General features: G+C 70.5%; 24 protein-coding genes and 1 pseudogene. 16 read left to right on the top strand and 9 right to left on the bottom strand.

Annotated features, from left to right (window positions below):
- The first annotated feature begins 196 nt into the window (after positions 1–196).
- From BT364_RS00730 to BT364_RS00665, 14 genes and pseudogenes are all read left to right on the top strand, one after another.
- A complete protein-coding gene (locus tag BT364_RS00730) occupies positions 197–625 on the top strand; it encodes a Rieske (2Fe-2S) protein (RefSeq protein WP_072483078.1) in 429 nt (142 codons plus the stop codon).
- A gap of 63 nt (positions 626–688) precedes the next feature.
- Positions 689–1,045: pseudogene (locus BT364_RS44030) on the top strand (papain-like cysteine protease family protein); the annotation flags it as partial.
- Between the two features lie 394 nt (positions 1,046–1,439).
- Positions 1,440–3,476 carry an excinuclease ABC subunit UvrC gene (uvrC, locus tag BT364_RS00720; protein WP_072483077.1) on the top strand — a complete coding sequence of 679 codons (2,037 nt, stop codon included), beginning with the start codon at positions 1,440–1,442 and terminating at the stop codon, positions 3,474–3,476.
- Positions 3,473–4,462, top strand: a complete 990-nt coding sequence (gene rapZ / locus BT364_RS00715; RefSeq protein ID WP_072483076.1) for an RNase adapter RapZ — start codon at positions 3,473–3,475, stop codon at positions 4,460–4,462. Before uvrC ends, rapZ begins: the two co-directional genes overlap by 4 nt.
- Positions 4,459–5,493 (top strand): gluconeogenesis factor YvcK family protein, encoded by a 1,035-nt coding sequence (locus BT364_RS00710; protein ID WP_072483075.1) that lies wholly within the window; start codon positions 4,459–4,461, stop codon positions 5,491–5,493. Before rapZ ends, BT364_RS00710 begins: the two co-directional genes overlap by 4 nt.
- On the top strand, positions 5,484–6,473 hold the full coding sequence (gene whiA / locus BT364_RS00705; protein ID WP_030919772.1) for a DNA-binding protein WhiA: 990 nt from the start codon (positions 5,484–5,486) through the stop codon (positions 6,471–6,473). Before BT364_RS00710 ends, whiA begins: the two co-directional genes overlap by 10 nt.
- A 261-nt stretch (positions 6,474–6,734) precedes the next feature.
- Positions 6,735–7,745 (top strand): type I glyceraldehyde-3-phosphate dehydrogenase, encoded by a 1,011-nt coding sequence (gene gap / locus BT364_RS00700; protein WP_072483074.1) that lies wholly within the window; start codon positions 6,735–6,737, stop codon positions 7,743–7,745.
- Positions 7,746–7,853: 108 nt separating this feature from the next.
- A complete protein-coding gene (locus tag BT364_RS00695; RefSeq protein WP_072483073.1) occupies positions 7,854–9,065 on the top strand; it encodes a phosphoglycerate kinase in 1,212 nt (403 codons plus the stop codon).
- A 6-nt stretch (positions 9,066–9,071) separates the two neighbouring features.
- Complete coding sequence (gene tpiA / locus BT364_RS00690; RefSeq protein WP_072483072.1) at positions 9,072–9,848, top strand: triose-phosphate isomerase; 777 nt, start codon at positions 9,072–9,074, stop codon at positions 9,846–9,848.
- A gap of 115 nt (positions 9,849–9,963) precedes the next feature.
- Complete coding sequence (gene secG, locus BT364_RS00685; RefSeq protein WP_072483071.1) at positions 9,964–10,200, top strand: preprotein translocase subunit SecG; 237 nt, start codon at positions 9,964–9,966, stop codon at positions 10,198–10,200.
- A gap of 109 nt (positions 10,201–10,309) precedes the next feature.
- The gene (locus tag BT364_RS00680) at positions 10,310–10,645 is read left to right on the top strand and encodes an RNA polymerase-binding protein RbpA (protein ID WP_072483070.1); all 336 of its coding nucleotides are present in this window, start codon (positions 10,310–10,312) and stop codon (positions 10,643–10,645) included.
- A gap of 187 nt (positions 10,646–10,832) precedes the next feature.
- Positions 10,833–12,485 (top strand): glucose-6-phosphate isomerase, encoded by a 1,653-nt coding sequence (gene pgi, locus BT364_RS00675; protein ID WP_072483069.1) that lies wholly within the window; start codon positions 10,833–10,835, stop codon positions 12,483–12,485.
- A 4-nt stretch (positions 12,486–12,489) separates the two neighbouring features.
- Positions 12,490–12,993: a PH domain-containing protein gene (locus BT364_RS00670; RefSeq protein ID WP_072483068.1), complete on the top strand. Its 504-nt coding sequence runs from the start codon at positions 12,490–12,492 to the stop codon at positions 12,991–12,993.
- Positions 12,990–14,570, top strand: coding sequence for a PH domain-containing protein (locus BT364_RS00665; protein WP_079179274.1), 1,581 nt, complete (start codon positions 12,990–12,992; stop codon positions 14,568–14,570). The genes BT364_RS00670 and BT364_RS00665 overlap by 4 nt, the downstream gene beginning before the upstream one ends.
- Positions 14,571–14,576: 6 nt before the next feature.
- Here BT364_RS00665 and BT364_RS00660 read toward each other — a convergent pair whose 3' ends face one another.
- The 6 genes from BT364_RS00660 to tkt form a co-directional block, all read right to left on the bottom strand.
- Positions 14,577–14,939, bottom strand: a complete 363-nt coding sequence (locus BT364_RS00660; protein ID WP_072483067.1) for a VOC family protein — start codon at positions 14,937–14,939, stop codon at positions 14,577–14,579.
- An 87-nt stretch (positions 14,940–15,026) separates the two neighbouring features.
- Positions 15,027–15,809: a 6-phosphogluconolactonase gene (gene pgl / locus BT364_RS00655; RefSeq protein WP_072483066.1), complete on the bottom strand. Its 783-nt coding sequence runs from the start codon at positions 15,807–15,809 to the stop codon at positions 15,027–15,029.
- On the bottom strand, positions 15,806–16,819 hold the full coding sequence (gene opcA / locus BT364_RS00650) for a glucose-6-phosphate dehydrogenase assembly protein OpcA (protein ID WP_072483065.1): 1,014 nt from the start codon (positions 16,817–16,819) through the stop codon (positions 15,806–15,808). The genes pgl and opcA overlap by 4 nt, the downstream gene beginning before the upstream one ends.
- Positions 16,816–18,348 carry a glucose-6-phosphate dehydrogenase gene (gene zwf / locus BT364_RS00645; RefSeq protein ID WP_072483064.1) on the bottom strand — a complete coding sequence of 511 codons (1,533 nt, stop codon included), beginning with the start codon at positions 18,346–18,348 and terminating at the stop codon, positions 16,816–16,818. Before zwf ends, opcA begins: the two co-directional genes overlap by 4 nt.
- A gap of 5 nt (positions 18,349–18,353) precedes the next feature.
- On the bottom strand, positions 18,354–19,472 hold the full coding sequence (tal, locus tag BT364_RS00640) for a transaldolase (protein ID WP_072483063.1): 1,119 nt from the start codon (positions 19,470–19,472) through the stop codon (positions 18,354–18,356).
- 34 nt (positions 19,473–19,506) lie between these two features.
- Positions 19,507–21,609 carry a transketolase gene (gene tkt / locus BT364_RS00635; RefSeq protein WP_072483062.1) on the bottom strand — a complete coding sequence of 701 codons (2,103 nt, stop codon included), beginning with the start codon at positions 21,607–21,609 and terminating at the stop codon, positions 19,507–19,509.
- Positions 21,610–22,006: 397 nt separating this feature from the next.
- Here tkt and BT364_RS00630 point away from each other — a divergent pair, with 397 nt between their 5' ends.
- Both BT364_RS00630 and BT364_RS00625 read left to right on the top strand, forming a co-directional pair.
- Complete coding sequence (locus tag BT364_RS00630) at positions 22,007–22,960, top strand: heme o synthase (protein WP_072483061.1); 954 nt, start codon at positions 22,007–22,009, stop codon at positions 22,958–22,960.
- Positions 22,961–23,057: 97 nt separating this feature from the next.
- Entirely contained in the window at positions 23,058–23,414 is a 357-nt protein-coding gene (locus BT364_RS00625) for a hypothetical protein (RefSeq protein WP_072483060.1), read from the top strand.
- 99 nt (positions 23,415–23,513) lie between these two features.
- Here BT364_RS00625 and BT364_RS00620 read toward each other — a convergent pair whose 3' ends face one another.
- From BT364_RS00620 to BT364_RS00610, 3 genes are all read right to left on the bottom strand, one after another.
- Complete coding sequence (locus tag BT364_RS00620; RefSeq protein WP_072483059.1) at positions 23,514–24,527, bottom strand: COX15/CtaA family protein; 1,014 nt, start codon at positions 24,525–24,527, stop codon at positions 23,514–23,516.
- A 76-nt stretch (positions 24,528–24,603) separates the two neighbouring features.
- Positions 24,604–25,371, bottom strand: coding sequence for an ABC transporter permease (locus tag BT364_RS00615; protein WP_072483058.1), 768 nt, complete (start codon positions 25,369–25,371; stop codon positions 24,604–24,606).
- Positions 25,368–26,294, bottom strand: a complete 927-nt coding sequence (locus BT364_RS00610) for an ABC transporter ATP-binding protein (RefSeq protein WP_072483057.1) — start codon at positions 26,292–26,294, stop codon at positions 25,368–25,370. Before BT364_RS00610 ends, BT364_RS00615 begins: the two co-directional genes overlap by 4 nt.
- Between the last annotated feature and the right edge of the window lie 106 nt (positions 26,295–26,400).

Genomic DNA, 26,400 nt, shown 5'->3' with positions numbered 1-26,400 from the left:
CCGCTGAAGCCGCTGACCAGGGACAACCGTTCTCGGGTGGCCCGGCCGCAGGGCCGCCGGTCTCCGCCGGTATCGTCGGTTCTGTCACCGATGGCACCGATGGCTCTGACGACTCCGATGCCCGCGGTACTTCTGGTACCCGCGGCGCTTCGGTTGCGCCCGGTGCCCATCCACCCCTTCGACCAGTGGAGACCGCATGTCCGGCCAGCCCGCCGCCCGCCGTACCGTGCTGAAGGGTGCCGCTCTCGCCGGCGCCGCCGGGCTGGGAGTGGCCGCCTGCTCGACCGAATCGAAGCTCGGCCATGCCGAGACGCCGACACCGACCGCCTCCGTCGAGCTCGGTGCGCCGGAAGAGATTCCGGTCGGCGGATCCAAGCTCTACCGCAACGAGCGGGTCATCGTGAACTGCCCGGCCAAGGGCCAGTACAAGGCGTTCAGCGCCCAGTGCACCCACGCGGGCTGCCTGCTGGACAAGGTCGAGGACAACGTGGGGACGTGCCCCTGCCACGGCAGCCACTTCGACACCACGACCGGCAAGGCGATGAGCGGCCCGGCGACCGCGCCGCTGCCCGCGGTCCCGGTCAGGGTCGAGGGCGGAAGGCTGGTCGCGGGCCCCGACGCCTGACACGGTCAGGGACCGGACACCTGACGCCGGCCAGGGCCCTGACACCGGCCGGGGCCCGGTTCACTCCCAGTCCCAGTCGCCGACGCCACGGCCCGGAGCGCCACCGCGGGCACCGCCGTCGCCGCCACCCAGCGTCTGGACATCACCATGCAGGCCCAGCAGAGGACCAACTGGTGCTGGGCGGCCTCCGGCAACACCATCGCCACCTGGTTCGGCCGCACCTACTCGCAGAACCAGTTCTGCAACGCCGCCTTCGGCCGGACGCAGGGCTACGAGTGCCCGAACTCGCAGGCCACGCCCGGCAATGTCCAGGACGGTCTGTACTGGGCCGGCATCAACCCCGGTTCGTACGTCACCGGCTGGCTGCGCTACCCCACCGTCCAGGCCGAGGTCGCCGCGGGCCGCCCCGTCGGCGCCCGCGGCACCACGCCGGCCGCCTACCGCGCCCGGGTACGGGAGGCGTACGACGACAAGCTCCCCGGCTCCGGATACGCCCGCTCCGGCAAGGCGGGCGGCTACGCCCCGTCCGCCGCCCCCGCACCCGGCAGCCGGGAGGCCCGGCCGGTCGCCGCGAGCACGGTGCCCGGCCCGGCCCTGAACGCCACCTCGGCCGCCGCCGGAGCGGGCGCCCTCGTGGTGCTCGGCCTCGGCGGACTCACCTTCCTGCGCAACCGCCGCCACCGGGAGAACCCGTGACCGGCGGCGGCACCCACTGACCCGTGCTCCGGGGCGCGCTCCCGCGATCCGCGCCCCGGAGCACGGCACCACTTCCGGTCCGGCCGCACTGTCACTGCCCGCAAGTAGGGTGGGACACATGGCAGACCCCTCCAGCTACCGCCCCAAGCCGGGACAGATCCCCGACTCCCCGGGGGTCTACAAGTTCCGCGACGAACGCCGCCGGGTGATCTACGTCGGAAAGGCCAAGAACCTGCGCCAGCGCCTGGCCAACTACTTCCAGGACCTGGCCGCGCTCCACCCGCGTACGCGCACGATGGTCACCACGGCCGCCTCGGTGGAATGGACGGTCGTCTCCACGGAGGTCGAGGCCCTCCAGCTGGAGTACTCCTGGATCAAGGAGTTCGACCCGCGGTTCAACGTCAAGTACCGCGACGACAAGAGCTATCCGTATCTCGCGGTCACGCTCGACGAGGAGTTCCCGCGCGTCCAGGTCATGCGCGGCGCCAAGAAGAAGGGCGTGCGCTACTTCGGTCCGTACGGTCACGCCTGGGCGATCCGCGAGACGGTCGACCTGATGCTCCGGGTCTTCCCGGTGCGTACGTGCTCCGCCGGGGTCTTCAGGAACGCCGCCAGGACCGGCCGGCCGTGCCTCCTCGGCTACATCGGCAAGTGCTCGGCCCCCTGCGTCGGCCGCGTCACCCCCGAGGAGCACCGCGAACTGGCCGACGACTTCTGCGACTTCATGGCCGGCCGGACCGGTACGTACATCCGCCGCCTGGAGAAGGACATGATGGCGGCGGCCGAGGAGATGGAGTACGAGCGGGCGGCCCGGCTCCGCGACGACGTGGAGGCCCTCAAGCGGGCCATGGAGAAGAGCGCCGTCGTGCTGGCCGACGCCACCGACGCCGACCTGATCGCGGTCGCCGAGGACGAGCTCGAAGCCGCCGTCCAGATCTTCCACGTACGCGGCGGCCGGGTGCGCGGCCAGCGCGGCTGGGTCACCGACAAGGTCGAGAACGTCGACACCTCCGGCCTGGTCGAGCACGCCCTCCAGCAGTTGTACGGCGAGGAGGCGGGCGACGCCGTCCCCAAGGAGGTCCTCGTCCCGGCCCTGCCCGAGGACCCGGACGCGGTCTCCCAGTGGCTCGCCGGCCGCCGCGGCTCCCAGGTCAGCCTGCGCATCCCGCAGCGCGGCGACAAGAAGGACCTGATGGCGACGGTCCAACGCAACGCCCAGCAGGCCCTGGGGCTGCACAAGACCAAGCGCGCCTCCGACCTGACCACCCGCTCCCGCGCCCTGGAGGAGGTCGCCGAGGCGCTCGGCCTCGACACCGCCCCGCTGCGCATCGAGTGCTTCGACATCTCCCACCTGCAGGGCGACGACGTGGTCGCCTCCATGGTCGTCTTCGAGGACGGGCTCGCCCGCAAGAGCGAGTACCGCCGCTTCCAGATCAAGGGCTTCGAGGGCCAGGACGACGTCCGGTCGATGCACGAGGTGATCGGCCGCCGCTTCAAGAGGTACCTCCAGGACAAGGAGCGCACGGGGGAGTGGGAGGAGGCCCCCGCCCCGACCGGACCGGCCCCGGACACCACATCCGACCCGGACACCGCCCCCGACCCGGACGCCGAGCCGCGCGAGGACGACGGCCGTCCCAAGCGGTTCGCCTATCCGCCGCAGCTCGTCGTGGTCGACGGCGGCCAGCCGCAGGTCGCCGCCGCCAAGCGGGCCCTCGACGAGCTGGGGATCGACGACATCGCCGTCTGCGGCCTCGCCAAGCGCCTCGAAGAGGTCTGGCTGCCCGATGACGACGACCCCGTCGTCCTGCCCCGCTCCAGCGAGGGCCTCTATCTCCTCCAGCGGGTCCGTGACGAGGCCCACCGCTTCGCGATCACGTACCAGCGCGCCAAGCGGGCCAAACGCATCCGCTCCAGCCCGCTGGACGCCGTCGTCGGCCTCGGCGAAACCCGGAAACAGGCGTTGATCAAGCATTTCGGCTCCGTGAAGAAGCTGAAGCAGGCGACAATCGACGAGATCTGCGAGGTTCCGGGGATAGGCAGCAGGACGGCGGAATCAGTGGCTGTCGCCCTCGCCTCGGCCGCCCCGGCCACGCCCGCCGTGAACACGGCGACAGGAGAGATCATTGAAGAGGACGACGGGGGCAGCACGACATGACCGAGCGTGAAAACGAACACGAAGCCGAGCGCGAGCAAGAAGTCGAGCACGACGGCACCGACCGAGCAGACGGAGCAGGACACGTGAGTACGGGCACCACGATCGAGACGGGCGACGGGAATACGACCATTCCCGAGCTGGTGATCATCTCGGGGATGTCGGGCGCCGGGCGCAGCACGGCGGCCAAGTGTCTGGAGGACCTCGGCTGGTTCGTCGTCGACAATCTGCCGCCCGCCCTGATCCCCACCATGGTCGAGCTCGGCGCCCGCTCGCAGGGCAACGTGGCGCGGATCGCCGTCGTCGTCGACGTCCGCGGGCGCCGCTTCTTCGACAACCTCCGTGAATCCCTCGCCGACCTGGAGGCCAAGCACGTCACCCGGCGGATCGTCTTCCTGGAGTCCTCCGACGACGCCCTCGTCCGCCGCTTCGAATCGGTCCGCCGCCCGCACCCCCTCCAGGGCGACGGCCGGATCGTCGACGGCATCGCCGCCGAGCGCGACCTGCTGCGCGAGCTGCGCGGCGACGCCGACCTGGTGATCGACACCTCCAGCCTCAACGTGCACGAACTGCGCGCCAAGATGGACGCCCAGTTCGCCGGCGACGAGGAGCCGGAGCTGCGCGCCACGGTCATGTCGTTCGGCTTCAAGTACGGCCTGCCGGTCGACGCCGACCTGGTGGTCGACTGCCGCTTCCTGCCCAACCCGCACTGGGTCCCCGAGCTGCGCCCGTTCACCGGGCTCAACGAGGAGGTCTCCGCCTACGTCTTCGACCAGCCCGGCGCCAAGGAATTCCTCAACCAGTACACGGAGCTGCTCCAGCTCATCGCCGCCGGGTACCGCCGAGAGGGCAAGCGCTATGTGACGATCGCCGTCGGCTGCACCGGCGGCAAGCACCGTTCGGTCGCCATGTCCGAGAAGCTGGCGGCCCGGCTCGCGACCGAAGGCATCGAGACGGTCCTCGTCCACCGGGACATGGGGCGCGAGTGACCAGCCGCAATCTGCGCCTGCGGCGGCTGCGCAGAGCCACCTCCGCGCTGTCCGGCCGCAAGCGCGGCGCACAGCCCAAGGTCGTCGCCCTCGGCGGCGGCATGGGGCTGTCCGCGTCGCTCGCGTCGCTCCGCCGGATCACCGGCGATCTCACCGCCGTGGTCACCGTCGCCGACGACGGCGGCTCCAGCGGCCGGCTCCGCGAGGAGCTCGGCGTACTGCCGCCCGGCGACCTGCGCAAGGCGCTCGCCGCCCTGTGCGGCGACGACGACTGGGGCCAGACCTGGGCCCGGGTGATCCAGCACCGCTTCCAGTCCAAGGGTGATCTGCACGAGCACGCGGTCGGCAATCTGCTGATCGTCGCCCTCTGGGAACAGCTCGGCGACCACGTCCAGGCACTCGACCTGGTCGGCAGGCTCCTCGGGGCGCACGGCCGGGTGCTGCCCATGTCCGCCGTGCCGCTGGAGCTCCAGGCCCTGGTCCGGGGCCACGACCCGGCCCGCCCGGACGACGTGGACACCGTGCGCGGCCAGGCCACCGTGGCGCTCACCCCCGGCGAGGTGCAGTCCGTGCACCTCGTCCCGAACGACCCGCCGGCCGTCCCCGAGGCCGTCGCCGCGGTGCTCGACGCCGACTGGGTGGTGCTCGGCCCGGGGTCCTGGTTCTCCTCGGTGATCCCGCACCTGCTCGTCCCCGAACTGCTCGACGCGCTCATCGAAACCAAGGCCCGCAAGGTCCTCTCGCTCAACCTCGCACCGCAACCCGGTGAAACTGATGGCTTCTCCCCGCAGCGTCATTTGGAGGTTTTGGGACGACACGCCCCTAAACTCGCCCTGGACGTGGTGCTGGCCGACGAAGCCGCTGTGCCCGATCGTGAGTCCCTCGCCGATGCCGCCAAGCGGCTCGGCGCCGCGGTCGAGCTGGCGCCGGTGGCCTCACCCGACGGCGTTCCGATTCATGATCCGGAGCTGTTGGCCGCCGCGTACGACCGTATTTTTCGGATGCATGGAAGGATCGGCCCATGGCGATGACGCCGGCGGTGAAGGACGAAATCTCTCGGCTTCCCGTGACCCGGACCTGCTGCAGGAAAGCAGAGGTTTCGGCGATTCTTCGGTTCGCGGGTGGGCTGCACCTGGTGAGCGGCCGGATTGTGATCGAGGCGGAGCTGGACACCGCGATGGCGGCGCGTCGGCTCAAGCGGGACATCCTCGAGATCTTCGGGCACAGCTCGGAGCTGATCGTGATGGCCCCCGGAGGTCTGCGGCGCGGTTCCCGCTACGTCGTACGGGTGGTGGCCGGCGGCGATCAGCTGGCCCGCCAGACCGGTCTGGTGGACGGCCGCGGCCGACCCATCCGCGGGCTGCCCCCGCAGGTGGTCTCGGGGGCCACCTGCGATGCCGAGGCGGCCTGGCGCGGAGCCTTCCTGGCCCATGGCTCGCTCACCGAGCCGGGCCGCTCCTCCTCGCTGGAGGTGACCTGCCCGGGCCCGGAGGCGGCGCTCGCACTGGTCGGCGCGGCCCGCAGGCTCTCCATCGCGGCCAAGGCCCGCGAGGTGCGCGGGGTGGACCGGGTCGTCGTCCGCGACGGCGACGCGATCGGCGCGCTGCTCACCCGGCTGGGCGCCCATGAGTCGGTGCTGGCCTGGGAGGAGCGGCGGATGCGCCGCGAGGTCCGCGCCACGGCCAACCGGCTCGCCAACTTCGACGACGCCAACCTGCGCCGTTCCGCGCGGGCCGCGGTCGCCGCGGGTGCCCGGGTGGGGCGCGCGCTGGAGATCCTGGGCGAGGAGGTGCCCGAGCACCTCGCGGCTGCCGGACGGCTGCGCATGGAGCACAAGCAGGCCTCCTTGGAGGAGCTGGGCGCGCTCGCCGACCCGCCGCTGACCAAGGACGCGGTCGCCGGCCGGATCCGCCGGCTGCTGGCGATGGCCGACAAGAGGGCCCAGGACCTGGGCATCCCGGGCACCGAATCCACCCTCAGCGAGGAGCTCGCCGACGGCCTGGTGGGCTGACCCGCGACGGAGACAAAACCGGACGTATCCGGGACGCGCGGAGCTCCCCGGAGATGCTGACGCTGCGTAATTGTCGCAGCGTGTGCGGCCGAACATCCGGAGGCCCGTACTCCTGCCGAGGAGTACGGGCCTCCGGCGTTCCTCCGGCCCCGTTCGATGTCACTCCGGGGCCCTCGGAGAGGTAGGGTCGGAGGCGGTCGGGGACATCTCATACAACTCGCCGGGGTGAAAACCCCGCGTACCTAACGAGGAGATCGGTTCGTGACGATCCGCGTAGGCATCAACGGCTTTGGCCGCATCGGTCGTAACTACTTCCGTGCGCTGCTGGAGCAGGGTGCGGACATCGAGATCGTGGCTGTCAACGACCTGGGTGACACCGCGACCACGGCCCACCTGCTGAAGTACGACACCATCCTGGGTCGTCTGAAGGCAGAGGTCAGCCACACCGCCGACACCATCACCGTCGATGGTCACACGATCAAGGTTCTCTCCGAGCGCAACCCGGCCGACATCCCCTGGGGTGAGCTGGGTGTCGACATCGTCATCGAGTCGACCGGCATCTTCACGAAGAAGGCCGACGCCGAGAAGCACATCGCGGGCGGCGCCAAGAAGGTCCTCATCTCGGCCCCGGCCAAGGGCGAGGACATCACCATCGTGATGGGCGTCAACCAGGACAAGTACGACGCGGCCAACCACCACGTCATCTCCAACGCGTCCTGCACGACCAACTGTGTCGCACCGATGGCCAAGGTTCTGGACGAGAACTTCGGCATCGTCAAGGGCCTCATGACGACGGTTCACGCGTACACCAACGACCAGCGCATCCTGGACTTCCCGCACTCGGATCTGCGTCGCGCCCGCGCCGCCGCCGAGAACATCATCCCGACCACCACCGGTGCCGCCAAGGCCACCGCCCTGGTGCTCCCGCAGCTGAAGGGCAAGCTGGACGGCATCGCCATGCGCGTCCCGGTCCCGACCGGCTCGGCCACCGACCTGGTCGTCGAGCTCCAGCGCGAGGTCACCAAGGACGAGGTCAACGCCGCTTTCAAGAAGGCCGCGGACGACGGCGACCTCAAGGGCATCCTGTACTACACCGAGGACCCGATCGTGTCCTCGGACATCGTCAGCGACCCGGCCTCCTGCACCTTCGACTCCTCGCTGACCATGGTTCAGGAGGGCAAGTCGGTGAAGATCCTCGGCTGGTACGACAACGAGTGGGGTTACTCCAACCGCCTCGTCGACCTGACCGTCTTCGTCGGCAGCCAGCTCTGACCGTCGAACCGGCAGGCACTCAGATGTGAGCACGGGGCTCGAACAGCGCAACGCCGCGCCGTTCGGGCCCCGTCGCATGCTCTCCCGCCCTCCAAGGAGTCCAGCAAGATGAAGACGATTGACGAACTGATCGCCGAAGGGGTCAACGGCAAGCGCGTATTCGTCCGCGCCGACCTCAACGTGCCGCTGAGCGGCACCACCATCACCGACGACGGCCGTATCCGCGCCGTCCAGCCGACCGTGGAGAAACTCGTCGCCGCCGGCGCGCGGGTCGTCGTCGCCTCGCACCTGGGCCGCCCCAAGGGCGCCCCGGACCCGGCCTTCTCGCTGGCGCCCGCCGCCGCCCGCCTCGGTGAACTCATCGGCGCCGACGTGGCCTTCGCGACCGACACGGTCGACGAGTCCGCCCGCGCCACGGTCGCCGCGCTCGAGGACGGCGAGGTCGCCGTCCTCGAGAACCTCCGCTTCAACCCCGGCGAGACGTCCAAGGACGACGCCGAGCGAGGCGCGTTCGCCGACCGGCTGGCCGAGCTCGCCGACCTGTACGTGGGCGACGGCTTCGGCGCCGTGCACCGCAAGCACGCCTCGGTCTTCGACCTCCCGGCCCGGCTGCCGCACGCCGCCGGTGACCTGATCGCCACCGAGGTCGGCGTCCTGAAGAAGCTCACCGAGAACGTGCAGCGTCCGTACGCCGTGGTGCTCGGCGGTTCCAAGGTCTCCGACAAGCTCGGCGTCATCGACCACCTCCTGGAGCGCGCCGACCGCATCCTGATCGGCGGCGGCATGGCGTACACCTTCCTCAAGGCCCAGGGCCACGAGGTCGGCAGCTCGCTCCTCCAGGAGGACCAGATCCCGGCGGTGCTGGAGTACCTCAAGCGCGCCGAGGACAAGGGCGTGGAGTTCGTGCTCCCCGTCGACGTCGTGGTCTCCGGGCAGTTCCCGGACCTCAAGGCCAAGGCCCCGACCGAGCACCGCACCGTGCCCGCGGACGCCATGCCGGCCGGGTTCATCGGCCTGGACAACGGCCCCGAGACCAACACGCTGTACGCATCGAAGCTCGCCGACGCGGCCACCGTCTTCTGGAACGGCCCGATGGGCGTCTTCGAGCACCCCGACTATGCCGAGGGCACCCGGGCCGTCGCCCAGGCCCTCGTCGACTCCTCGGGCTTCAGTGTCGTCGGCGGTGGCGACTCCGCCGCGGCCGTCCGCACCCTGGGCTTCGACGAGAATGCATTCGGACACATCTCGACCGGTGGCGGTGCCAGCCTCGAATACCTCGAGGGCAAGACGCTTCCCGGGCTCGCCGCACTGGAGGACTGACCTTTCATGACCACTCGTACCCCGCTGATGGCGGGCAACTGGAAGATGAACCTCAACCACCTCGAGGCCATCGCACACACCCAGAAGCTCGGCTTCGCACTGACCGACAAGGACTACGACGTCGTCGAGGTCGCCGTCCTGCCGCCCTTCACCGATCTGCGCTCCGTGCAGACCCTGGTCGAGGCCGACAAGCTGAAGATCAAGTACGGCGCCCAGGACATCTCGGCGCACGACTCCGGCGCGTACACCGGCGAGATCTCCGGCCCGATGCTCGCCAAGCTGCGGTGCACCTACGTCGCCGTCGGCCACAGCGAGCGCCGGCAGTACCACGGCGAGACCGACGAGATCTGCAACGCCAAGGTGAAGGCCGCGTACAAGCACGGCCTGACCCCGATCCTCTGCGTCGGCGAGGGCCTGGAAGTCCGCAAGGCCGGTGACCAGGTCTCCTACACCCTGGCGCAGCTCGACGGCGGTCTGAAGGACGTACCGGCCGAGCAGGCCGAGTCCGTCGTGATCGCGTACGAGCCGGTCTGGGCCATCGGCACCGGTGAGGTCGCCACCCCCGAGGACGCCCAGGAGGTCTGCGGTGCGATCCGCCGCCGGCTGGCCGAGCTGTACTCGCAGGAGCTGGCCGACGCCGTCCGTATCCAGTACGGCGGCTCGGTGAAGTCCGGCAATGTCGCCGCGATCATGGCGCAGCCCGACGTGGACGGCGCTCTGGTCGGCGGTGCCGCACTGGACGCCGACGAGTTCGTCAAGATCGTCCGCTTCCGCGACCAGTGAGTATGCGGTAGCGCGGATCCGTCGTACCCTTGCGGGGGCCGTGGAGGGTGTAGCCTCCCGGCCCCCGTCGTTCGCACATGCAGTCCAGAGGAATTCCGGAAAGTAGGGACCAGCCGTGATTTTGGCGTTCGAGATCGCCCTGATCGTCTTCAGCCTGCTGCTGATGCTGCTGGTGCTGATGCACAAGGGAAAGGGCGGCGGCCTCTCCGACATGTTCGGTGGCGGCATGCAGTCGTCGGTCGGCGGCTCCTCGGTCGCCGAGCGGAACCTCGACCGGATCACTGTGGTCGTCGGTCTGGGATGGTTCGCGTGCATTGTTGTGCTCGGTCTGCTGATCAAGCTGGACAACTGACCCGTCGTACGCGATTCCCGGTGACGGTGTAACTCCTCTCACTGGACGCGCGTTGGGCCTTACGTAGACTGGGGCATCTTCGAGCACCATCACGCAGGGAGTTACGACCGTGGCAAGTGGCAACGCGATCCGGGGAAGCCGGGTCGGAGCGGGGCCGATGGGGGAGGCCGAGCGCGGCGAGTCCGCGCCGCGCCTCCGCATCTCCTTCTGGTGCTCGAACGGGCACGAGACGCAGCCGAGCTTCGCCAGTGACGCGCAGGTACCGGAGACTTGGGACTGCCCGCGCTGCGGCTTCCCGGCCGGACAGGACCGGGACAGCCCGCCGGACCCGCCGCGCACCGAGCCGTACAAGACGCACCTCGCATACGTGCGCGAGCGGCGCAGCGACGCGGACGGCGAGGCCATCCTTGCCGAGGCCCTGGCGAAACTCCGGGGCGAAATCTAGAAGTTCACCGGCCGGGCACCCACAGGGTGTCCGGCCGGACCGCTTCAGGTCCTGTCCGGCGGATCAGGGTCGGACAGGCCCCAGTCGTGCCGCAGGTCTCCATTGCCTCGTCCGCTCCTCCGATCAATTAGGTTGGAGGGGCAGCGGGGCATCTGCAGGCACGAGAAGAATTGGGCTGATATCCGGGATGAATACAAGAAGCCGAACCAGGCTCAACCAGACGCCCGAGTGGACCGCTCTGGGCAAGCACCGCGAGCAGCTCGGAGCGACACATCTGCGCCGGCTCTTCGCGGACGATCCGCAGCGCGGCACCGGATACACCCTCACGGTCGGCGATCTCTACGTCGACTACTCCAAGCACCTGGTCACCGACGAGACGCTGCGGCTGCTGCGCGAACTCGCCGCCGCCACGGGGGTGGCCGAGCTGCGGGACGCGATGTTCCGCGGCGAGAAGATCAACACCACCGAGGACCGCGCCGTCCTGCACACCGCGCTGCGTGCCCCGCGCGACGCGGTGATCGAGGTCGACGGCGAGAACGTGGTGCCGGGTGTGCACGCCGTACTCGACCGGATGGCGGCGTTCTCCGACCGCGTCAGGTCGGGCGAGTGGACCGGTCACACCGGCAAGCGCATCAAAAACATCGTCAACATCGGCATCGGCGGCTCCGACCTCGGCCCCGCCATGGCGTACGAGGTGCTGCGCTCCTTCACGGACCGCGAGCTGACCGTCCGCTTCGTGTCCAACGTCGACGGCGCCGACCTCCATGAGGCGGTGCGGGATCTCGACCCGGCCGAGACGCTCTTCGTCATCGCGTCGAAGACCTTCACGACGATCGAGACCATCACCAACGCCACCTCCGCCCGCAACTGGCTGCTGACCGGTCTGAACGCCGGTCAGGACGCGGTCGCCAAGCACTTCGTGGCGCTGTCCACGAACGCCGGCAAGGTCGCGGAGTTCGGCATCGACACCGCCAACATGTTCGAGTTCTGGGACTGGGTCGGCGGCCGCTACTCCTACGACTCCGCCATCGGCCTCTCGCTGATGTTCGCCATCGGCCCGGAGCGGTTCCGCGAGATGCTCGACGGCTTCCACCTCGTCGACGAGCACTTCCGTACCGCCCCCGCCGAGTCCAACGTCCCCCTGCTGATGGGCCTGTTGGGCGTCTGGTACGGGGCGTTCTTCGACGCCCAGTCGCATGCCGTGCTGCCGTACAGCCACTATCTGTCCAAGTTCACCGCGTACTTGCAGCAGCTGGACATGGAGTCCAACGGCAAGTCCGTGGACCGGGACGGCAATCCGGTCGACTGGCAGACCGGACCGGTCGTCTGGGGCACCCCCGGCACCAATGGACAGCACGCCTACTACCAGCTGATCCACCAGGGCACCAAGGTCATCCCGGCCGACTTCATCGGCTTCGCCGAGCCGGTCGCCGACCTGCTGCCCGGCCTGGTCGCCCAGCACGATCTGCTGATGGCCAACTTCTTCGCCCAGACCCAGGCGCTGGCCTTCGGCAAGACGCCGGAGGAGGTCCGTGCCGAGGGCGTCGCCGAGGAACTGGTGCCGCACAAGACCTTCCGGGGCAACCACCCGACGACGACGGTCCTCGCCGACCGGCTCACCCCGTCCGTGCTCGGCCAGCTGATCGCGCTGTACGAGCACAAGGTCTTCGTCCAGGGCGCCGTCTGGAACATCGACTCCTTCGACCAGTGGGGCGTCGAACTCGGCAAGGTCCTCGCCAAGAAGATCGAGCCGGTGCTCACCGAGGGCAAGGGGGGCGAGCAGCTGGACAGCTCGACCGCCGCGCTCGTCGAGGCGTACCGCACCCGCCGGGGGCGCTGAGCCGATGACCACGGGGGAGGGAACGGTGCGGCTGCGGCCGCCGAACAACACGCTGGACCCGAGGGCCGTGGGGTGGTGGCGGGCCCAGTGGCTGCTGCTGACCGCCACCCCCGTGCTCGTCCTGGCCGTACTGGGCACGCTCATCGGGCCCGCCCGGTTCTGGTTGCTGCTGCCCGCCGCGGTCCTCGCGGTCCTCGGCACCGGCTGCGCCGTCCTCCTCCCCGTCTGGTGGTTCCGCACCCACCGCTGGGAGGTCACCGACGAAGCGGTGTACGTCAGGACCGGGGTCTTCCGGCAGGAGTGGCGGATCGCCCCGATGTCCCGGATCCAGACCGTGGACACCGTGCGCGGACCGCTCGAACAGCTCTTCCGGCTCGCCACGGTCACCGTCACCACCGCCTCGGCCAAGGGCGCGGTGCGGATCGAGGGCCTCGACCACGAAACGGCGGCCGGGCTGGCCGAGCGGCTGACCCGGATCACCCAGGACACCCCCGGGGACGCCACATGAGCTCCGAGGCGGCGCTCTCCCCCTCCCCGGACGCCGGGGACGACCGGAGCCCGGCCCAGGAACCCGGCACGGCCACCACCGCCGACTGGCGGCGGCTGGACCGGCGCACGGTCCTCCTCAGCGCTCTCCTCACGGCCGGAGTGGCGGCCGGCGCGGCCGTGCCGACCACGCTCGGCCTGTCCGGGCGGCTCGGCCTCGGGCCCGCGATCGCCTGGGTCCTCGCCGGCTCGGTCCTGCTGATCGGCTCCGCGGCGGCCGGCGACCACGTACGGTGGCGCCGCACCCGCTACCGCATCGGCGCCGACCGGGTCGAACTCCACACCGGGCTGTTCCTGGTCAAGAAGCGCTCACTGGCCCGCGAACGCATCCGCAGCGTCGACGTCACCGCACACCCGCTGCAACGGGTGCTCGGCCTGGTCACCGTCCGCATCGGCACCGGCGAGCACTCCGGCAACGACTCCACCCTGGAACTCGACCCGGTCACCCGGCCCGAGAGCGAACGGCTCCGCCGCGAACTGCTGGCACGCGCGGCCACCGGCACCCCGGGCACCCACCGCGAGGGCGAACTCGCCGCCCTCGACCCGCGCTGGATCCGCTACGCACCGGTCTCCTTCGTCGCCCCCGCGCTCGGCGGTGCGGCGGCCGGCGCGGTGATGCAGGTCAGCGACTGGTTCGGGGCGCAGGGGCAGGTGATCGAGTGGGTCGGCGACCGCTTCCGGGACACCTCGCTGCTCACCATGATCGTGATCCTCGCCCTCGCCGCGGTGCTCGCCGGTGTCGTCGGCGCGCTCGGCCTGTGGGTCGAGATGTGGTGGAACTACCGGCTGGAGCGCGAGCCCGGCGGCACCCTGCGCATCCGGCGCGGACTGCTGACCTCACGCTCCGTCTCCATCGAGGAGCGCCGGCTGCGCGGGGTCGACCTCGTCGAACCGCTCGGCATCCGGACGTTCGGTGCGGCCCGGGTCGACGCGATCACCACCGGACTCGCCAAGGACGACGAGGAGCAGCACGGCGACCACAACACCCTGCTGCCCGCCGCGCCCAGGCCCGTCGCCGACGCGGTGGCCGCCGATGTCCTGCGCGAGACCACGTCCCCGACCGGCGCCCCGCTGACCGGGCACCCCCTCGCGGCCCGCGGCCGCAGGCTGCGCCGGGCGCTCTGGGCCGTCGCGGTCCCGGTGCTGGTCCTGGCTCTCCTGGGCGTGCTGCTGACACCCGTACTGCTCTGGATCGCGCTCGGTTGCGCCGTCGTGGGGCCGGCGGCCGGGGTGTTCCTGGCCCGGGACGCGTACCGCGGGCTGGGGCACGCCATCAGCGGCGACTACCTGGTGGTGAGGTCCGGCAGCGTCAGGCGCTCGACCGCCGCGCTGGAGCGGGCCGGAGTCATCGGCTGGACGGTCCGCCAGACGTACTTCCAGCGGCGGGCCGGGGTGCTGAGCGTCACCGCGACGACGGCCGCCGGAGCGGGCGCGTACACGGCGTACGACACGGACATGAGCGAGGGCCTCCGGTTCGCCTCCGAGGCCGTGCCCGGCCTGCTGGAGCCCTTCCTGGAGCGCGTCCCGCCCACCGGCTGACCCCGGTCAGCCGTGCGTGGTGTCGATGACGCAGAAGCGATTGACCTCGGGATCCGCCGGCACCACGAAATCCGGGTCGTCCGGGTACAGATCCCGGTCGACCCGCGCCGCTCCGAGCGCGATCAGCCGGTCCACCTCGGCGTCCTGTTCCCCGGTGTACAGATCGAGATGGACGCGGGGGACCTCCTGCACCGGCGTACCGCTGCGGCCCAGGGCCAGTCCGGCGCCGGGCCCCTCGGCCGGGACCAGCACCACCACCCAGTCGTCCTTGGCCGGCTCACGCTCCACATGGCCGAGCGACGCCTTCCGGAACTCCGCCGCACGCCGTACGTCCGACGCACCCATCACCACGGTTGCGATACGCACCATGGCCCGAGTCCCGCACGCCTGCCACGCGACGGGCCCGGCCGCTCCGAGGAGCGAACCGGGCCCGTGCGCAACCGTACTGACGATCCCTCAGGGAGAGGCCGGCGGATACAGCGCGCGCGGCAGCCGGGAGGCCGCCGCCGCGTCCATCAGCCACAGGGTGCGGCTGCGGCCGTACGCACCGGCCGCCGGGGCCTGGATCTCCCCGGCACCCGAGAGCGCGATCTCCGCGGCCTCCGCCTTGTCCTCGCCCGCGGCGAGCAGCCACACCTCGCGCGCCGCCCGGATCGCGGGCAGCGTGAGCGAGACGCGGGTGGGCGGCGGCTTGGGGGCGCCGTGCACACCGACGACGGTGCGCTCGGTCTCCCGTACCGCGGGCAGCTCCGGGAAGAGCGACGCGACATGCGTGTCCGGGCCGACGCCCAGCATCAGCACGTCGAACGTCGGCACCGGGCCGTGGTCCTCGGGTCCGGCCGCGGCGGCCAGTTCCTCGGCGTACGAGGCCGCCGCCGCGTCGGCGTCGTTGCCGAACGGGCCGTCCGAAGCGGGCATCGCGTGCACCCGGGACGGGTCCAGTGGCACCGAGTCCAGCAGGGCCTCGCGGGCCTGCGTGACATTGCGCTCCGGATCGCCCTCCGGCAGGAACCGCTCGTCGCCCCACCACAGATCGAGCCGCGACCAGTCGATCGCTTCCCTGGCGGGCGCACCGGCGAGCGCGGCCAGCAGGCCGTTGCCGTTGCGCCCGCCGGTGAGCACCACCGAGGCGTAGCCGCGTGCGGCCTGGGCGTCCACGACCCTCGTGATCAGCCGGGCCGCGGCGGCCTGAGCCATCAGCTCCTTGTCGCGGTGCACGACGAGTTGAGGGGCACTCACTTCGACGCCGCCTTCTTGGCCGCGGTCTTCTTCGCGGCGGCCGGGGTGGTGGCCGCAGCGGGCTCGGCCGGCTTCGGCTCAGCCGGTCCGCCGAGCTGTGCCACGCCGAACTTCACCGTGGCCTCGTAGGTGTTGTCCGGGTCCAGGCGGCGCAGCTCCTCGGCGAGCAGCTCGGCGGTGTCCCGCCGCTTGAGCGCCACGGCGCGGTCCGGCTGGCCCTGCATCGAGAGCGTGGCCAGCGAACCGTCGGGACGGTCCAGGACGATGACGCCGTTCTTGGTCTCCATCCGCACGGCCGTCAGACCGGGACCGGCGGAGACGGTGCGCTCCACCGGGACCCCCAGCCGGTCCGCGAGCCACATGGCCAGCAGCTCGCAGCTCGGGTTCTCCGACTCGCCCTCGACCGTCGCCGAGACGAGCTCGACATGCTGCTGGTCGAGCGCGGCGGCCAGCATCGAGCGCCACGGCGTGATGCGGGCCCAGGCCAGATCGGTGTCGCCCGGGGTGTACGAGTCGGCGCGCGCCGCCAGCTCCCTGGCCGGGTCCTCCGCCGAGTACGCGTCCGTGATCCGGCGCTGGGCGAGCGCGCCCAGCGGGTCCTTCGCCGGGTCGGCGGGGGCGTCCTCGGGCCACCAGACCACGACCGGGGCGTCCGGCAGCAGCAGCGGCAGGACCACCGACTGGGCGTGGTTGACCAGCTCGCCGTGGAGACGCAGCACGACCGTCTCGCCGGTGCCCGCGTCGGAACCGACCCGCACCTCGGCGTCGAGCCGGGCGTCCCGGCGGCTGCGCGGCGAGCGGCTGACCCGCTTGATCACCGCGATGATCCGCGAGGGATGCTCGCGCGAGGCGTCACCGGCCGACTTGAGCGCGTCGTAGGCGTTCTCCTCGTCGGTGACGATGACCAGGGTGAGCACCATGCCGATGGCCGGGGTGCCGAGGGCACGGCGGGCCGAGACCAGCGCCTGGTTGATCTTGCTGGAAGTGGTCTCCGTGAGATCGATCTTCATGGCCGGCGCCAGCTCCGTCCGTCTCGTGCGAGCATCTCGTCGGCCTCGGCCGGACCCCAGGTGCCCGCCGGGTACTGGGCGGGCTTGCCGTGCTTGTCCCAGTACTCCTCGATCGGGTCGAGGATGTTCCAGGAGAGTTCGACCTCCTGGTGCCGGGGGAAGAGGTTGGCGTCGCCGAGCAGCACATCGAGGATGAGCCGCTCGTAGGCCTCCGGGCTGGACTCCGTGAAGGACTCGCCGTAGGCGAAGTCCATCGTGACGTCCCGGACCTCCATCGAGGTGCCGGGCACCTTGGAGCCGAACCGCACGGTCACGCCCTCGTCCGGCTGGACCCGGATGACCAGGGCATTGCCGCCCAGCTCCTCGGTGGCGCCGGACTCGAAGGGCAGGTACGGGGCCCGCTTGAAGACGACCGCGATCTCCGTGACCCGGCGGCCGAGCCGCTTTCCGGTACGGAGGTAGAACGGAACGCCCGCCCAGCGGCGGTTGTTGATCGTCAGCTTGATCGCGGCGTAGGTGTCGGTCTTCGACTTGGGGTCGATGCCGTCCTCTTCGAGGTAGCCGGGGACCTCCTCGCCGCCCTGCCACGCGTGCACGTACTGGGCGCGCACCGTGTGCTTGCCCAGGTCGTCCGGCAGCTCCACCGCCGTGAGCACCTTGAGCTTCTCGGCGACCAGGGCCTTCGGATGGAAGGAGCCGGGCTCCTCCATCGCGGTCAGCGCCAGCAGTTGGAGCAGGTGGTTCTGGATGACGTCACGGGCGGCGCCGATGCCGTCGTAGTAGCCGGCCCGGCCGCCGATGCCGATGTCCTCGGCCATCGTGATCTGGACGTGGTCGACGTACGACCTGTTCCAGATCGGCTCGAACATCGTGTTGGCGAACCGCAGCGCCAGGATGTTCTGGACGGTCTCCTTGCCCAGGTAGTGGTCGATCCGGAAGACCTCGTTGGGCGGGAACACGTCGTGCACGATCTGGTTGAGCTCCTGAGCGCTCTTCAGATCGTGGCCGAAGGGCTTCTCGATGACGGCACGCCGCCAGGAGCCCTCCTTCTGGTCGGCGAGTCCGTGCTTCTTGAGCTGCTGGACGACCTTGGGGAAGAACTTCGGCGGCACGGACAGGTAGAAGGCGAAGTTGCCGCCCGTGCCCTGCGCCTTGTCCAGCTCCTGGATCGTGGTCTTCAGCTGCTCGAAGGCCTCGTCGTCGTCGAAGTTGCCCTGGACGAAGCGCATCCCCTGGATGAGCTGCTGCCAGACCTCTTCGCGGAACGGTGTACGGGCGTGCTGCTTGACGGCGTCGTGGACCTCCTGTGCGAAGTCCTCGTCCTGCCACTCGCGGCGCGCGAAACCGATGAGGGAGAACCCCGGCGGCAACAGGCCGCGATTGGCCAGGTCGTAGACCGCGGGCATCAGCTTCTTACGGGACAGATCGCCCGTGACCCCGAAGATCACCAGCCCCGACGGCCCCGCGATGCGCGGGAGCCGTCGGTCCTGGGGGTCACGAAGCGGGTTGGCTCCGGGAACACCAGACAAGGTGGTCAGCCCTCCGAAGGGGCGAGGCGCTTGAGCTCCGCCTCGGTCGAGTTGAGCAGGTCGATCCAGGCCGCCTCGAACTTCTCGACGCCCTCGTCCTCGAGGAGCTGGACGACGTCGTCGTAGGAGATCCCGAGCTTCGCCACGGCGTCGAGCTCGGCGCGGGACTGCTCGTAGGTGCCGGCGATCGTGTTGCCGGTGATCTGCCCGTGGTCGGCGGTGGCGTCCAGGGTGGCCTCGGGCATGGTGTTCACCGTGCCGGGGGCGACCAGGTCGTCCACGTACAGGGTGTCCTTGTACGCGGGGTCCTTGACGCCGGTCGAGGCCCACAGCGGACGCTGCTTGTTGGCCTGCGCCTTGTCCAGGGCGGCCCAGCGCTCCGAGCCGAAGACCTCTTCGTACGCCTGGTAGGCGAGCCGGGCGTTGGCGAGTGCCGCCTTGCCCTTGAGGGCCTTGGCCTCGTCGGTGCCGACGGTGTCGAGGCGCTTGTCGATCTCGGTGTCCACGCGGGACACGAAGAAAGAGGCCACCGAGTGGATCAGGGAGAGGTCCAGGCCCGCGGCCTTCGCCTTCTCCAGGCCCGCCAGGTAGGCGTCCATGACCTCGCGGTAGCGCTCCAGCGAGAAGATCAGCGTGACGTTGACGCTGATGCCCTTGCCGATGACCTCGGTGATCGCCGGGAGACCGGCCTTCGTCGCCGGGATCTTGATGAGCGTGTTGGGCCGGTCCACCAGCCAGGCCAGCTGCTTGGCCTCGGCGACGGTGGCATCGGTACGGTGGGCCAGACGCGGGTCGACCTCGATGGAGACCCTGCCGTCCTGGCCGTCCGTGGCGTCGAAGACCGGACGCAGGATGTCCGCCGCGTCCCGTACGTCGGCCGTCGTGATCATGCGGATGGCCTCGTCGACGGTGACCTTGCGGGTGGCGAGGTCGGTGAGCTGCTGCTCGTATCCGTCGCCGTGCGAGATCGCCTTCTGGAAGATCGACGGGTTGGTGGTGACGCCCACGACGTGCTGCTGGTCGATCAGCTCGGCGAGGTTGCCCGAGGTGATCCGCTTGCGCGACAGGTCATCGAGCCAGATCGCCACGCCCTCGTCGGAGAGGCGCCTGAGTGCGTCTGTCATGAGAATTGCATCTCCTACTAGTCGTATAACGGCGTCAGCGCGTGGCTGCGGCGAGAGATTCCCGCGCGGCGGCGGCGACGTGCTCGCCGGTGAAGCCGAACTCGCGGAAGAGGACCTTGGCGTCGGCCGAGGCACCGAAGTGCTCCAGCGAGACGATCCGGCCGGCGTCACCGACGTAGCGGTACCAGGTCAGACCGATGCCGGCCTCCACGGCGACGCGCGCCTTCACGGACGGCGGCAGGACGCTGTCCTTGTACGCCTGGTCCTGCTCCTCGAACCACTCGACCGACGGCATCGAGACCACCCGGGTCGGGATGCCGGCCGCCTGCAGCTCCTCGCGCGCCTCGACCGCGAGGTGCACCTCGGAGCCCGTACCGATCAGCAGCACCTGCGGCGCTGTGCTCTGCCCGTCGGGCCCTTCGGCCTCGAAGAGCACATAGCCGCCCTTGGCCGCGTCCTCGTTCGCCTCGTACGTCGGAACGCCCTGGCGGGTCAGCGCCAGACCGTGCGGGGCGCCCTTGCCGAACACCTTGGTGTAGCGGCGCAGGATCTCGCGCCAGGCGATGGAGGTCTCGTTGGCGTCGGCCGGGCGGACGATGTTCAGGCCCGGGATGGCGCGCAGCGATGCCAGGTGCTCCACCGGCTGGTGCGTCGGGCCGTCCTCGCCGAGACCGATCGAGTCGTGCGTCCACACGTACGTCACCGGCAGGTGCATCAGCGCGGACAGACGCACGGCGTTGCGCATGTAGTCGGAGAACACCAGGAAGGTGCCGCCGTAGATACGGGTGTTGCCGTGCAGCGCGATGCCGTTCATGGCCGCGGCCATGGCGTGCTCGCGGATGCCGAAGTGGATCGTGCGGCCGTACGGGTCCGCGCCCGGCAGCGGGTTGCCCACCGGGAGGAACGACGAGGTCTTGTCGATCGTGGTGTTGTTCGAGCCCGCGAGGTCGGCGGAGCCGCCCCACAGCTCGGGGATGATCTCGCCGAGCGCCTGGAGCACCTTGCCGGAGGCGGCACGGGTGGCGACACCCTTGCCCGGCTCGAAGACCGGAAGCCTGTCCTCCCAGCCCGCGGGCAGCTCGCCGGCGGAGATCCGGTCGAACTCGGCGGCGCGCTCCGGGTTGGCGGTGCGCCACGCGGCGAAGGACTTCTCCCACTCGCCCCGGGCCTCGCGGCCGCGGTCCAGCGCCTCACGGGTGTGGGCGATGACCTCGTCGGCGACCTCGAAGGCCTTCTCCGGGTCGAAGCCGAGGACCTTCTTCGTGGCGGCGACCTCTTCGTCACCGAGCGCCGAGCCGTGCGAGGCCTCGGTGTTCTGGGCGTGCGGCGCGGGCCAGGCGATGATCGAGCGGGCCGCGATGAACGACGGGCGCCCGGTCTCGGCCTTCGCGGCCTGGAGCGCGCGGTACAGACCCGCCGGGTCCAGGTCGCCGCTCGGCAGCTGCTCGACGCGCTGGACGTGCCAGCCATAGGCCTCGTACCGCTTCAGGGTGTCCTCGGAGACCGCGGTCTCCGTGTCGCCCTCGATGGAGATGTGGTTGTCGTCCCACAGCAGGACCAGGTTGCCCAGCTTCTGGTGGCCGGCCAGCGAGGACGCCTCCGCGGAGATGCCCTCCTGGAGGCAGCCGTCACCGGCGACGGCCCAGACCATGTGGTCGAAGGGGGAGGTGCCGGGGGCCGCCTCCGGGTCGAACAGGCCGCGCTCGTAGCGGGCGGCCATCGCCATGCCCACCGCGTTGGCGACACCCTGGCCCAGCGGGCCGGTGGTCGTCTCGACGCCGGTGGTGTGGCCGTACTCCGGGTGGCCGGGGGTCTTCGAGCCCCAGGTGCGGAACGCCTTGAGGTCATCGAGCTCCAGGCCGTACCCGGCCAGGTAGAGCTGGATGTAGAGGGTCAGGCTGGTGTGACCGGCCGACAGCACGAACCGGTCGCGCCCGGCCCAGTCCGCGTCGGCGGGGTCGTGGCGCATCACCTTCTGGAAGAGGGTGTACGCGGCGGGAGCGAGGCTCATGGCCGTACCAGGGTGGCCGTTTCCGACCTTCTGTACGGCGTCCGCTGCAAGGACACGGACAGTGTCCACGGCCCGCTGGTCCAATTCGGTCCACTGGAGATCTGTGGTGGTCGGCTTGGTGCTCACCCTGAGTCAGGGCTCCTCTCCACTGTTGTAAACCGGTGACTGTGACCGCACCGGGCGTTGTCGAGCCTACCCCCGTCGGAACAAGCATTTTCCGCTGCTTTCCAGGGTGCAGGCGGCCTGCGGAGTTCGCCTCCCGTATGAGCGCGACGGCTCACTTCTGCGCCACTCCGATGAGCGCTTCTCCTTACTTATGGGCCCTCCGGTGAGCGTGCCCCGCTCCTTCTGTTCCGCTCCGCCGGGCGGGACCCCCCCTGCTCATGGGCCCCGCTTCCGCGCCGCTCCAACACGACCCACCCCCGCGAAGGTCGGCCTGTCCCCAACGTCTACAGTGGTCTGGTTCGCGCAAGTCTTTACCGGGCCTTCACGCCCGGAGCTTGCTGGGATTTCTCTGTCAGGGGTGTGCGTGACGGCCGTCGAGTCCCGACCCGCAGGGGTCGCCTTGACTCCCAGCCCAGGGGGCCATCGCCCGTTCGGGGCCCGTGTCAAGGCTTTCGTGGCGCTGACCAAGCCGCGGATCATCGAGCTGTTGCTGATCACCACTGTTCCGGTGATGTTCCTCGCCGCGCAGGGTGTACCCGACCTGTGGCTCGTGGTCACCACCACCATCGGCGGATATCTCTCCGCCGGCGGTGCCAACGCGCTGAACATGTACATCGACCGCGACATCGACGCCCTGATGGACCGTACGTCGCAGCGCCCGCTGGTCACCGGCATGGTGAGCCCGCGTGAGTGCCTGGCCTTCGGCTTCGCCCTCGCGGTGATCTCGACGGTCTGGTTCGGCCTGCTGGTGAACTGGCTCTCGGCGGCGCTGTCGCTCGGCGCGCTGCTGTTCTACGTCGTCGTGTACACGATGCTGCTCAAGCGCCGCACCTCGCAGAACATCGTCTGGGGCGGCATCGCGGGCTGCATGCCGGTCCTCATCGGCTGGTCGGCCGTGACGAACTCGATGTCCTGGGCCGCGGTGATCCTCTTCGCCGTCATCTTCTTCTGGACGCCGCCGCACTACTGGCCGCTCTCCATGAAGGTGAAGGAGGACTACGCCCGGGTCGGCGTCCCGATGCTTCCGGTCATCGCGTCCAACCAGGTGGTGGCCCGCCAGATCGTCATCTACAGCTGGGTGATGGTGGCCGTGTCGCTGCTGCTGACCCCGCTGGGTTACACCGGCTGGTTCTACACGGCGGTGGCGCTGGCGACCGGCGGGTTCTGGCTCTGGGAGGCGCACGGCCTGCAGAACCGGGCCAAGGCCGGCGTGACCGGCGCGAAGCTCAAGGAGATGCGGCTGTTCCACTGGTCCATCACCTATGTCTCGCTGCTCTTCGTCGCCGTGGCGGTCGACCCCTTCCTGAGGTAGTCCCGCTCCTCGATCCCTGCCGACGGGCGGGGTACGTGGCCCAGGCCACGTACCCCGCCCGTCGCGCGTCGAGCTACCCGTCGGTAGCATCCTGAGCATGGCTGAGACGGCAGAGACCCAGGTGGAGAGCGGCAAGCGGGCGGCCCGCGCGGAGCGCAGGGCGGCGAAGCTCGCCAAGGAGATCGGCGCCTTCTCCAAGGCGCACGGCGGCGCGGAGGGACAGCTCGCCTACATCGGGCAGCGGGGCGCCAGGATCGTGCTCGTGGGCGAGGACGGCGGCTGGGGCGATCTGGTCGCCCCCTCGTACGAGGTCGCCGAGAGCGCCACCCGGAAGGCCGGGATCACGATGCACGAGTCCTTCGACGGGGAGTTCGCCGCGAAGGTCCGCACCGGCCCGTACGAGTGGACGCGGATGGCGGGCATCCAGATCGGCGGCCCCTCCGACCGGGCCTGACCGCGCGGTTCCCCCCGCATACGCCGATCGCCGGACGGTTCCGAGGAGGAAACCCGTCCGGCGATCGGCGTACGTGTGTGTGGGGGAGGCGGCCGGTGGTCAGCCCGCCGTCACGGGCTCCGGCTGCTCGGCCACGGGGCCGGGCGCCGCGGCCACGGCCACGGGGCGCTCACGCAGCGACAGGAGCACCCGCACGACCGCGATCCACACCAGGCACGAGCCCAGCATGTGCAGGCCGACCAGGATCTCCGGCGTGTCGGTGAAGTACTGCACGTACCCGATCACGCCCTGCCCCATCAGCACCAGGAAGAGGTCGCGGGCGCGGTGCAGCGGGCCGATCGGCGCGTCGACGGCCTTCAGCACGAACCAGAGCGCGACGGTCAGCGCGACCACGACCCAGGCCAGATCGGCGTGCAGCTGCGAGATCATCTTCCAGTCGATCGGAATGCGGTGTACATCGCTGGAGTCGCCCGCGTGCCGTCCGGCGCCCGTGACCACCGTGCCGACCGCGATCAGCAGCCCCGCGGCGACCGCGAGCAGCCAGGTCAGCTGGGAGACCGCCTTGCCGACCAGAGGACGGGGCGCCTCGTCGCCCTCGCTGACCCGGTGCCAGGTCACCATCGCTACGGTGAGCAGCGCCGTGGAGAGCAGGAAGTGCGCCGCGACGGTGTACGGGTTGAGGCCGACCAGCACCACGATGCCGCCGAGCACGGCGTTGCCCATGACCACCCAGAACTGCACCCAGCCGAGCTTCGTCAGGCTGCGCCGCCAGGGCTTGGCGGACCGCGCGGCGATGATCGCCCAGCCGACGGCCGCACACAGGACGTACGTCAGCATCCGGTTGCCGAACTCGATGGCGCCGTGGAAGCCCATCTCGCTCGTCGCCGTGAGGCTCTCGTCGGTGCACTTGGGCCAGGTCGGGCAGCCGAGGCCGGAGCCGGTCAGCCGCACCGCACCACCGGTCACGACGATCACCACGGCCATGACGACGGCCGACATGGCCGCACGGCGGACCGTACGGGGGGAGGGGGTCCATCGCTCGGCGATGTACAGGAGCGGGTTCCGCGCGGCTTGAGCGACATCGGCTCGGGTCAGCTTGGGCACGCGCACCATCGTAGGCGGCGGCTTGTGCAAGCTTTCACGAGGGGGACGAGTTACCCCGAACCGTCGACGGAGCGCGTTCGCCGCCTCACTCCCAGCGGAAGAACCGCGCCGCCGCGCCCAGCCCCAGTACCGCCCACACCGCCAGGATGCCGAGATCGCCCCACGGCATCGACGCACCGTGCTGGAGCACCTCGCGCAGACCGTCGGACAGGGCCGCGATCGGCAGCAGCCCGAGCACCGACTGCACCGCGTCCGGGAACTTGTCCAGCGGCACGATCACCCCGCCGCCGACCAGGAGCAGCAGGAAGACCAGGTTGGCCGCGGCGAGCGTCGCCTCCGCCTTGAGCGTCCCGGCCATCAGCAGCCCGAGCCCGGAGAAGGCCGCCGTGCCGAGCACGAGCAGCAGCAGGACGGCGAAGGGGTTGCCGTGCGGCGACCAGCCCAGCGCGAAGGCGATCACCGTGAGCAGCACCACCTGCAGCCCCTCGGTGACCAGCACCGCGAGGGTCTTCGCGGTCATCAGCGCCCAGCGCGGCAGCGGCGAGGCAGCGAGCCGCTTGAGCACCCCGTAGCGCCGCTCGAAACCGGTGGCGATGGCCTGGCCCGTGAAGGCCGTGGACATCACGGCCAGCGCGAGGATGCCGGGCGCCAGGAAGTCGACGGACTCGCCCGCGCCGGTGTCCACGATGTCGACCGCGCTGAACAGCACCAGCAGCAGCGTCGGGATGATCACGGTCAGCAGCAGCTGCTCGCCGTTGCGCAGCAGCATCCGCGTCTCCAGGGCGGTCTGTGCGGTGATCATGCGGCCCAGCGGGGCGGCGCCCGGGCGCGGGGTGTACGTACCGGCGCTCATGCGCGCAGCTCCTTGCCGGTCAGTTCCAGGAAGACGTCCTCCAGTGTGTGCCGCTCCACGGAGATGCCCGACGGCATCACTCCGTGCTGGGCGCACCAGGAGGTGACGGTGGCCAGCAGCTCCGGGTTGACGTCGCCGGAGATGCGGTACGCGCCCGGGACGATCTCGGCCGCCTCGGAGCCGTCGGGCAGCGCCTTCAGCAGCGAGCCGATGTCGAGACCGGGACGGCCGGTGAAGCGCAGGGTGTTCTCGGCGCCGCCCCGGCAGAGCGTCTCGGGGCTGCCCTGGGCGATGACCTTGCCCGCGTCGATGACGGCGACGTCGTCGGCGAGCTCCTCGGCCTCGTCCATGAAGTGCGTGGTGAGGACCACGCAGACCCCGTCGGTGCGCAGCTCGCGCACGAGCTCCCAGGTGGAGCGGCGGGCCTGTGGGTCGAGGCCGGCGGTCGGCTCGTCGAGGAAGACCAGTTCGGGCCGGCCGACGACGGCCATCGCCAGGGCGAGCCGCTGTTGCTGGCCACCGGAGAGCCGCCGGTAGGTCGTCCGGCCGCAGCTGCCGAGGCCCAGGCGCTCGATCAGGGTGTCGACGTCCAGCGGACGGGCATGGAGCTTCGCCATGTGGCGGAGCATCTCGTCGGCGCGTGCCCCGGAGTAGACGCCGCCCGACTGGAGCATCACACCGATCCGGGGGCGGAGCTTCGCTGCGTCGGCGACCGGGTCGAGGCCGAGGACCCGTACCGTCCCGGCGTCCGGGCGGCGGTAGCCCTCGCAGGTCTCGACGGTGGTGGTCTTGCCGGCGCCGTTGGGGCCGAGGACGGCGGTGACGGTGCCGGTGCGCACACACAGGTCGAGGCCGTCCACAGCGGTCTTGGGGCCGTACCGCTTCACCAGGCCGCGGACCTGTACGGCCGACTCGCTCTTCATGGCCGGTAAGTCTAGGCAGGCGTGGAACGGCCCCCGCCTCCCGGGGCCGGATTAGGTAACCCTAAGTGATGGATGGCACCGTAGATCGTTTCGGACCGTGGTTGTC

Origin of the sequence: Streptomyces atratus (assembly GCF_900119365.1) — a bacterium.
GTDB lineage: Bacteria > Actinomycetota > Actinomycetes > Streptomycetales > Streptomycetaceae > Streptomyces > Streptomyces atratus_B.
This window is presented reverse-complemented; position numbering and strand designations above follow the sequence as displayed.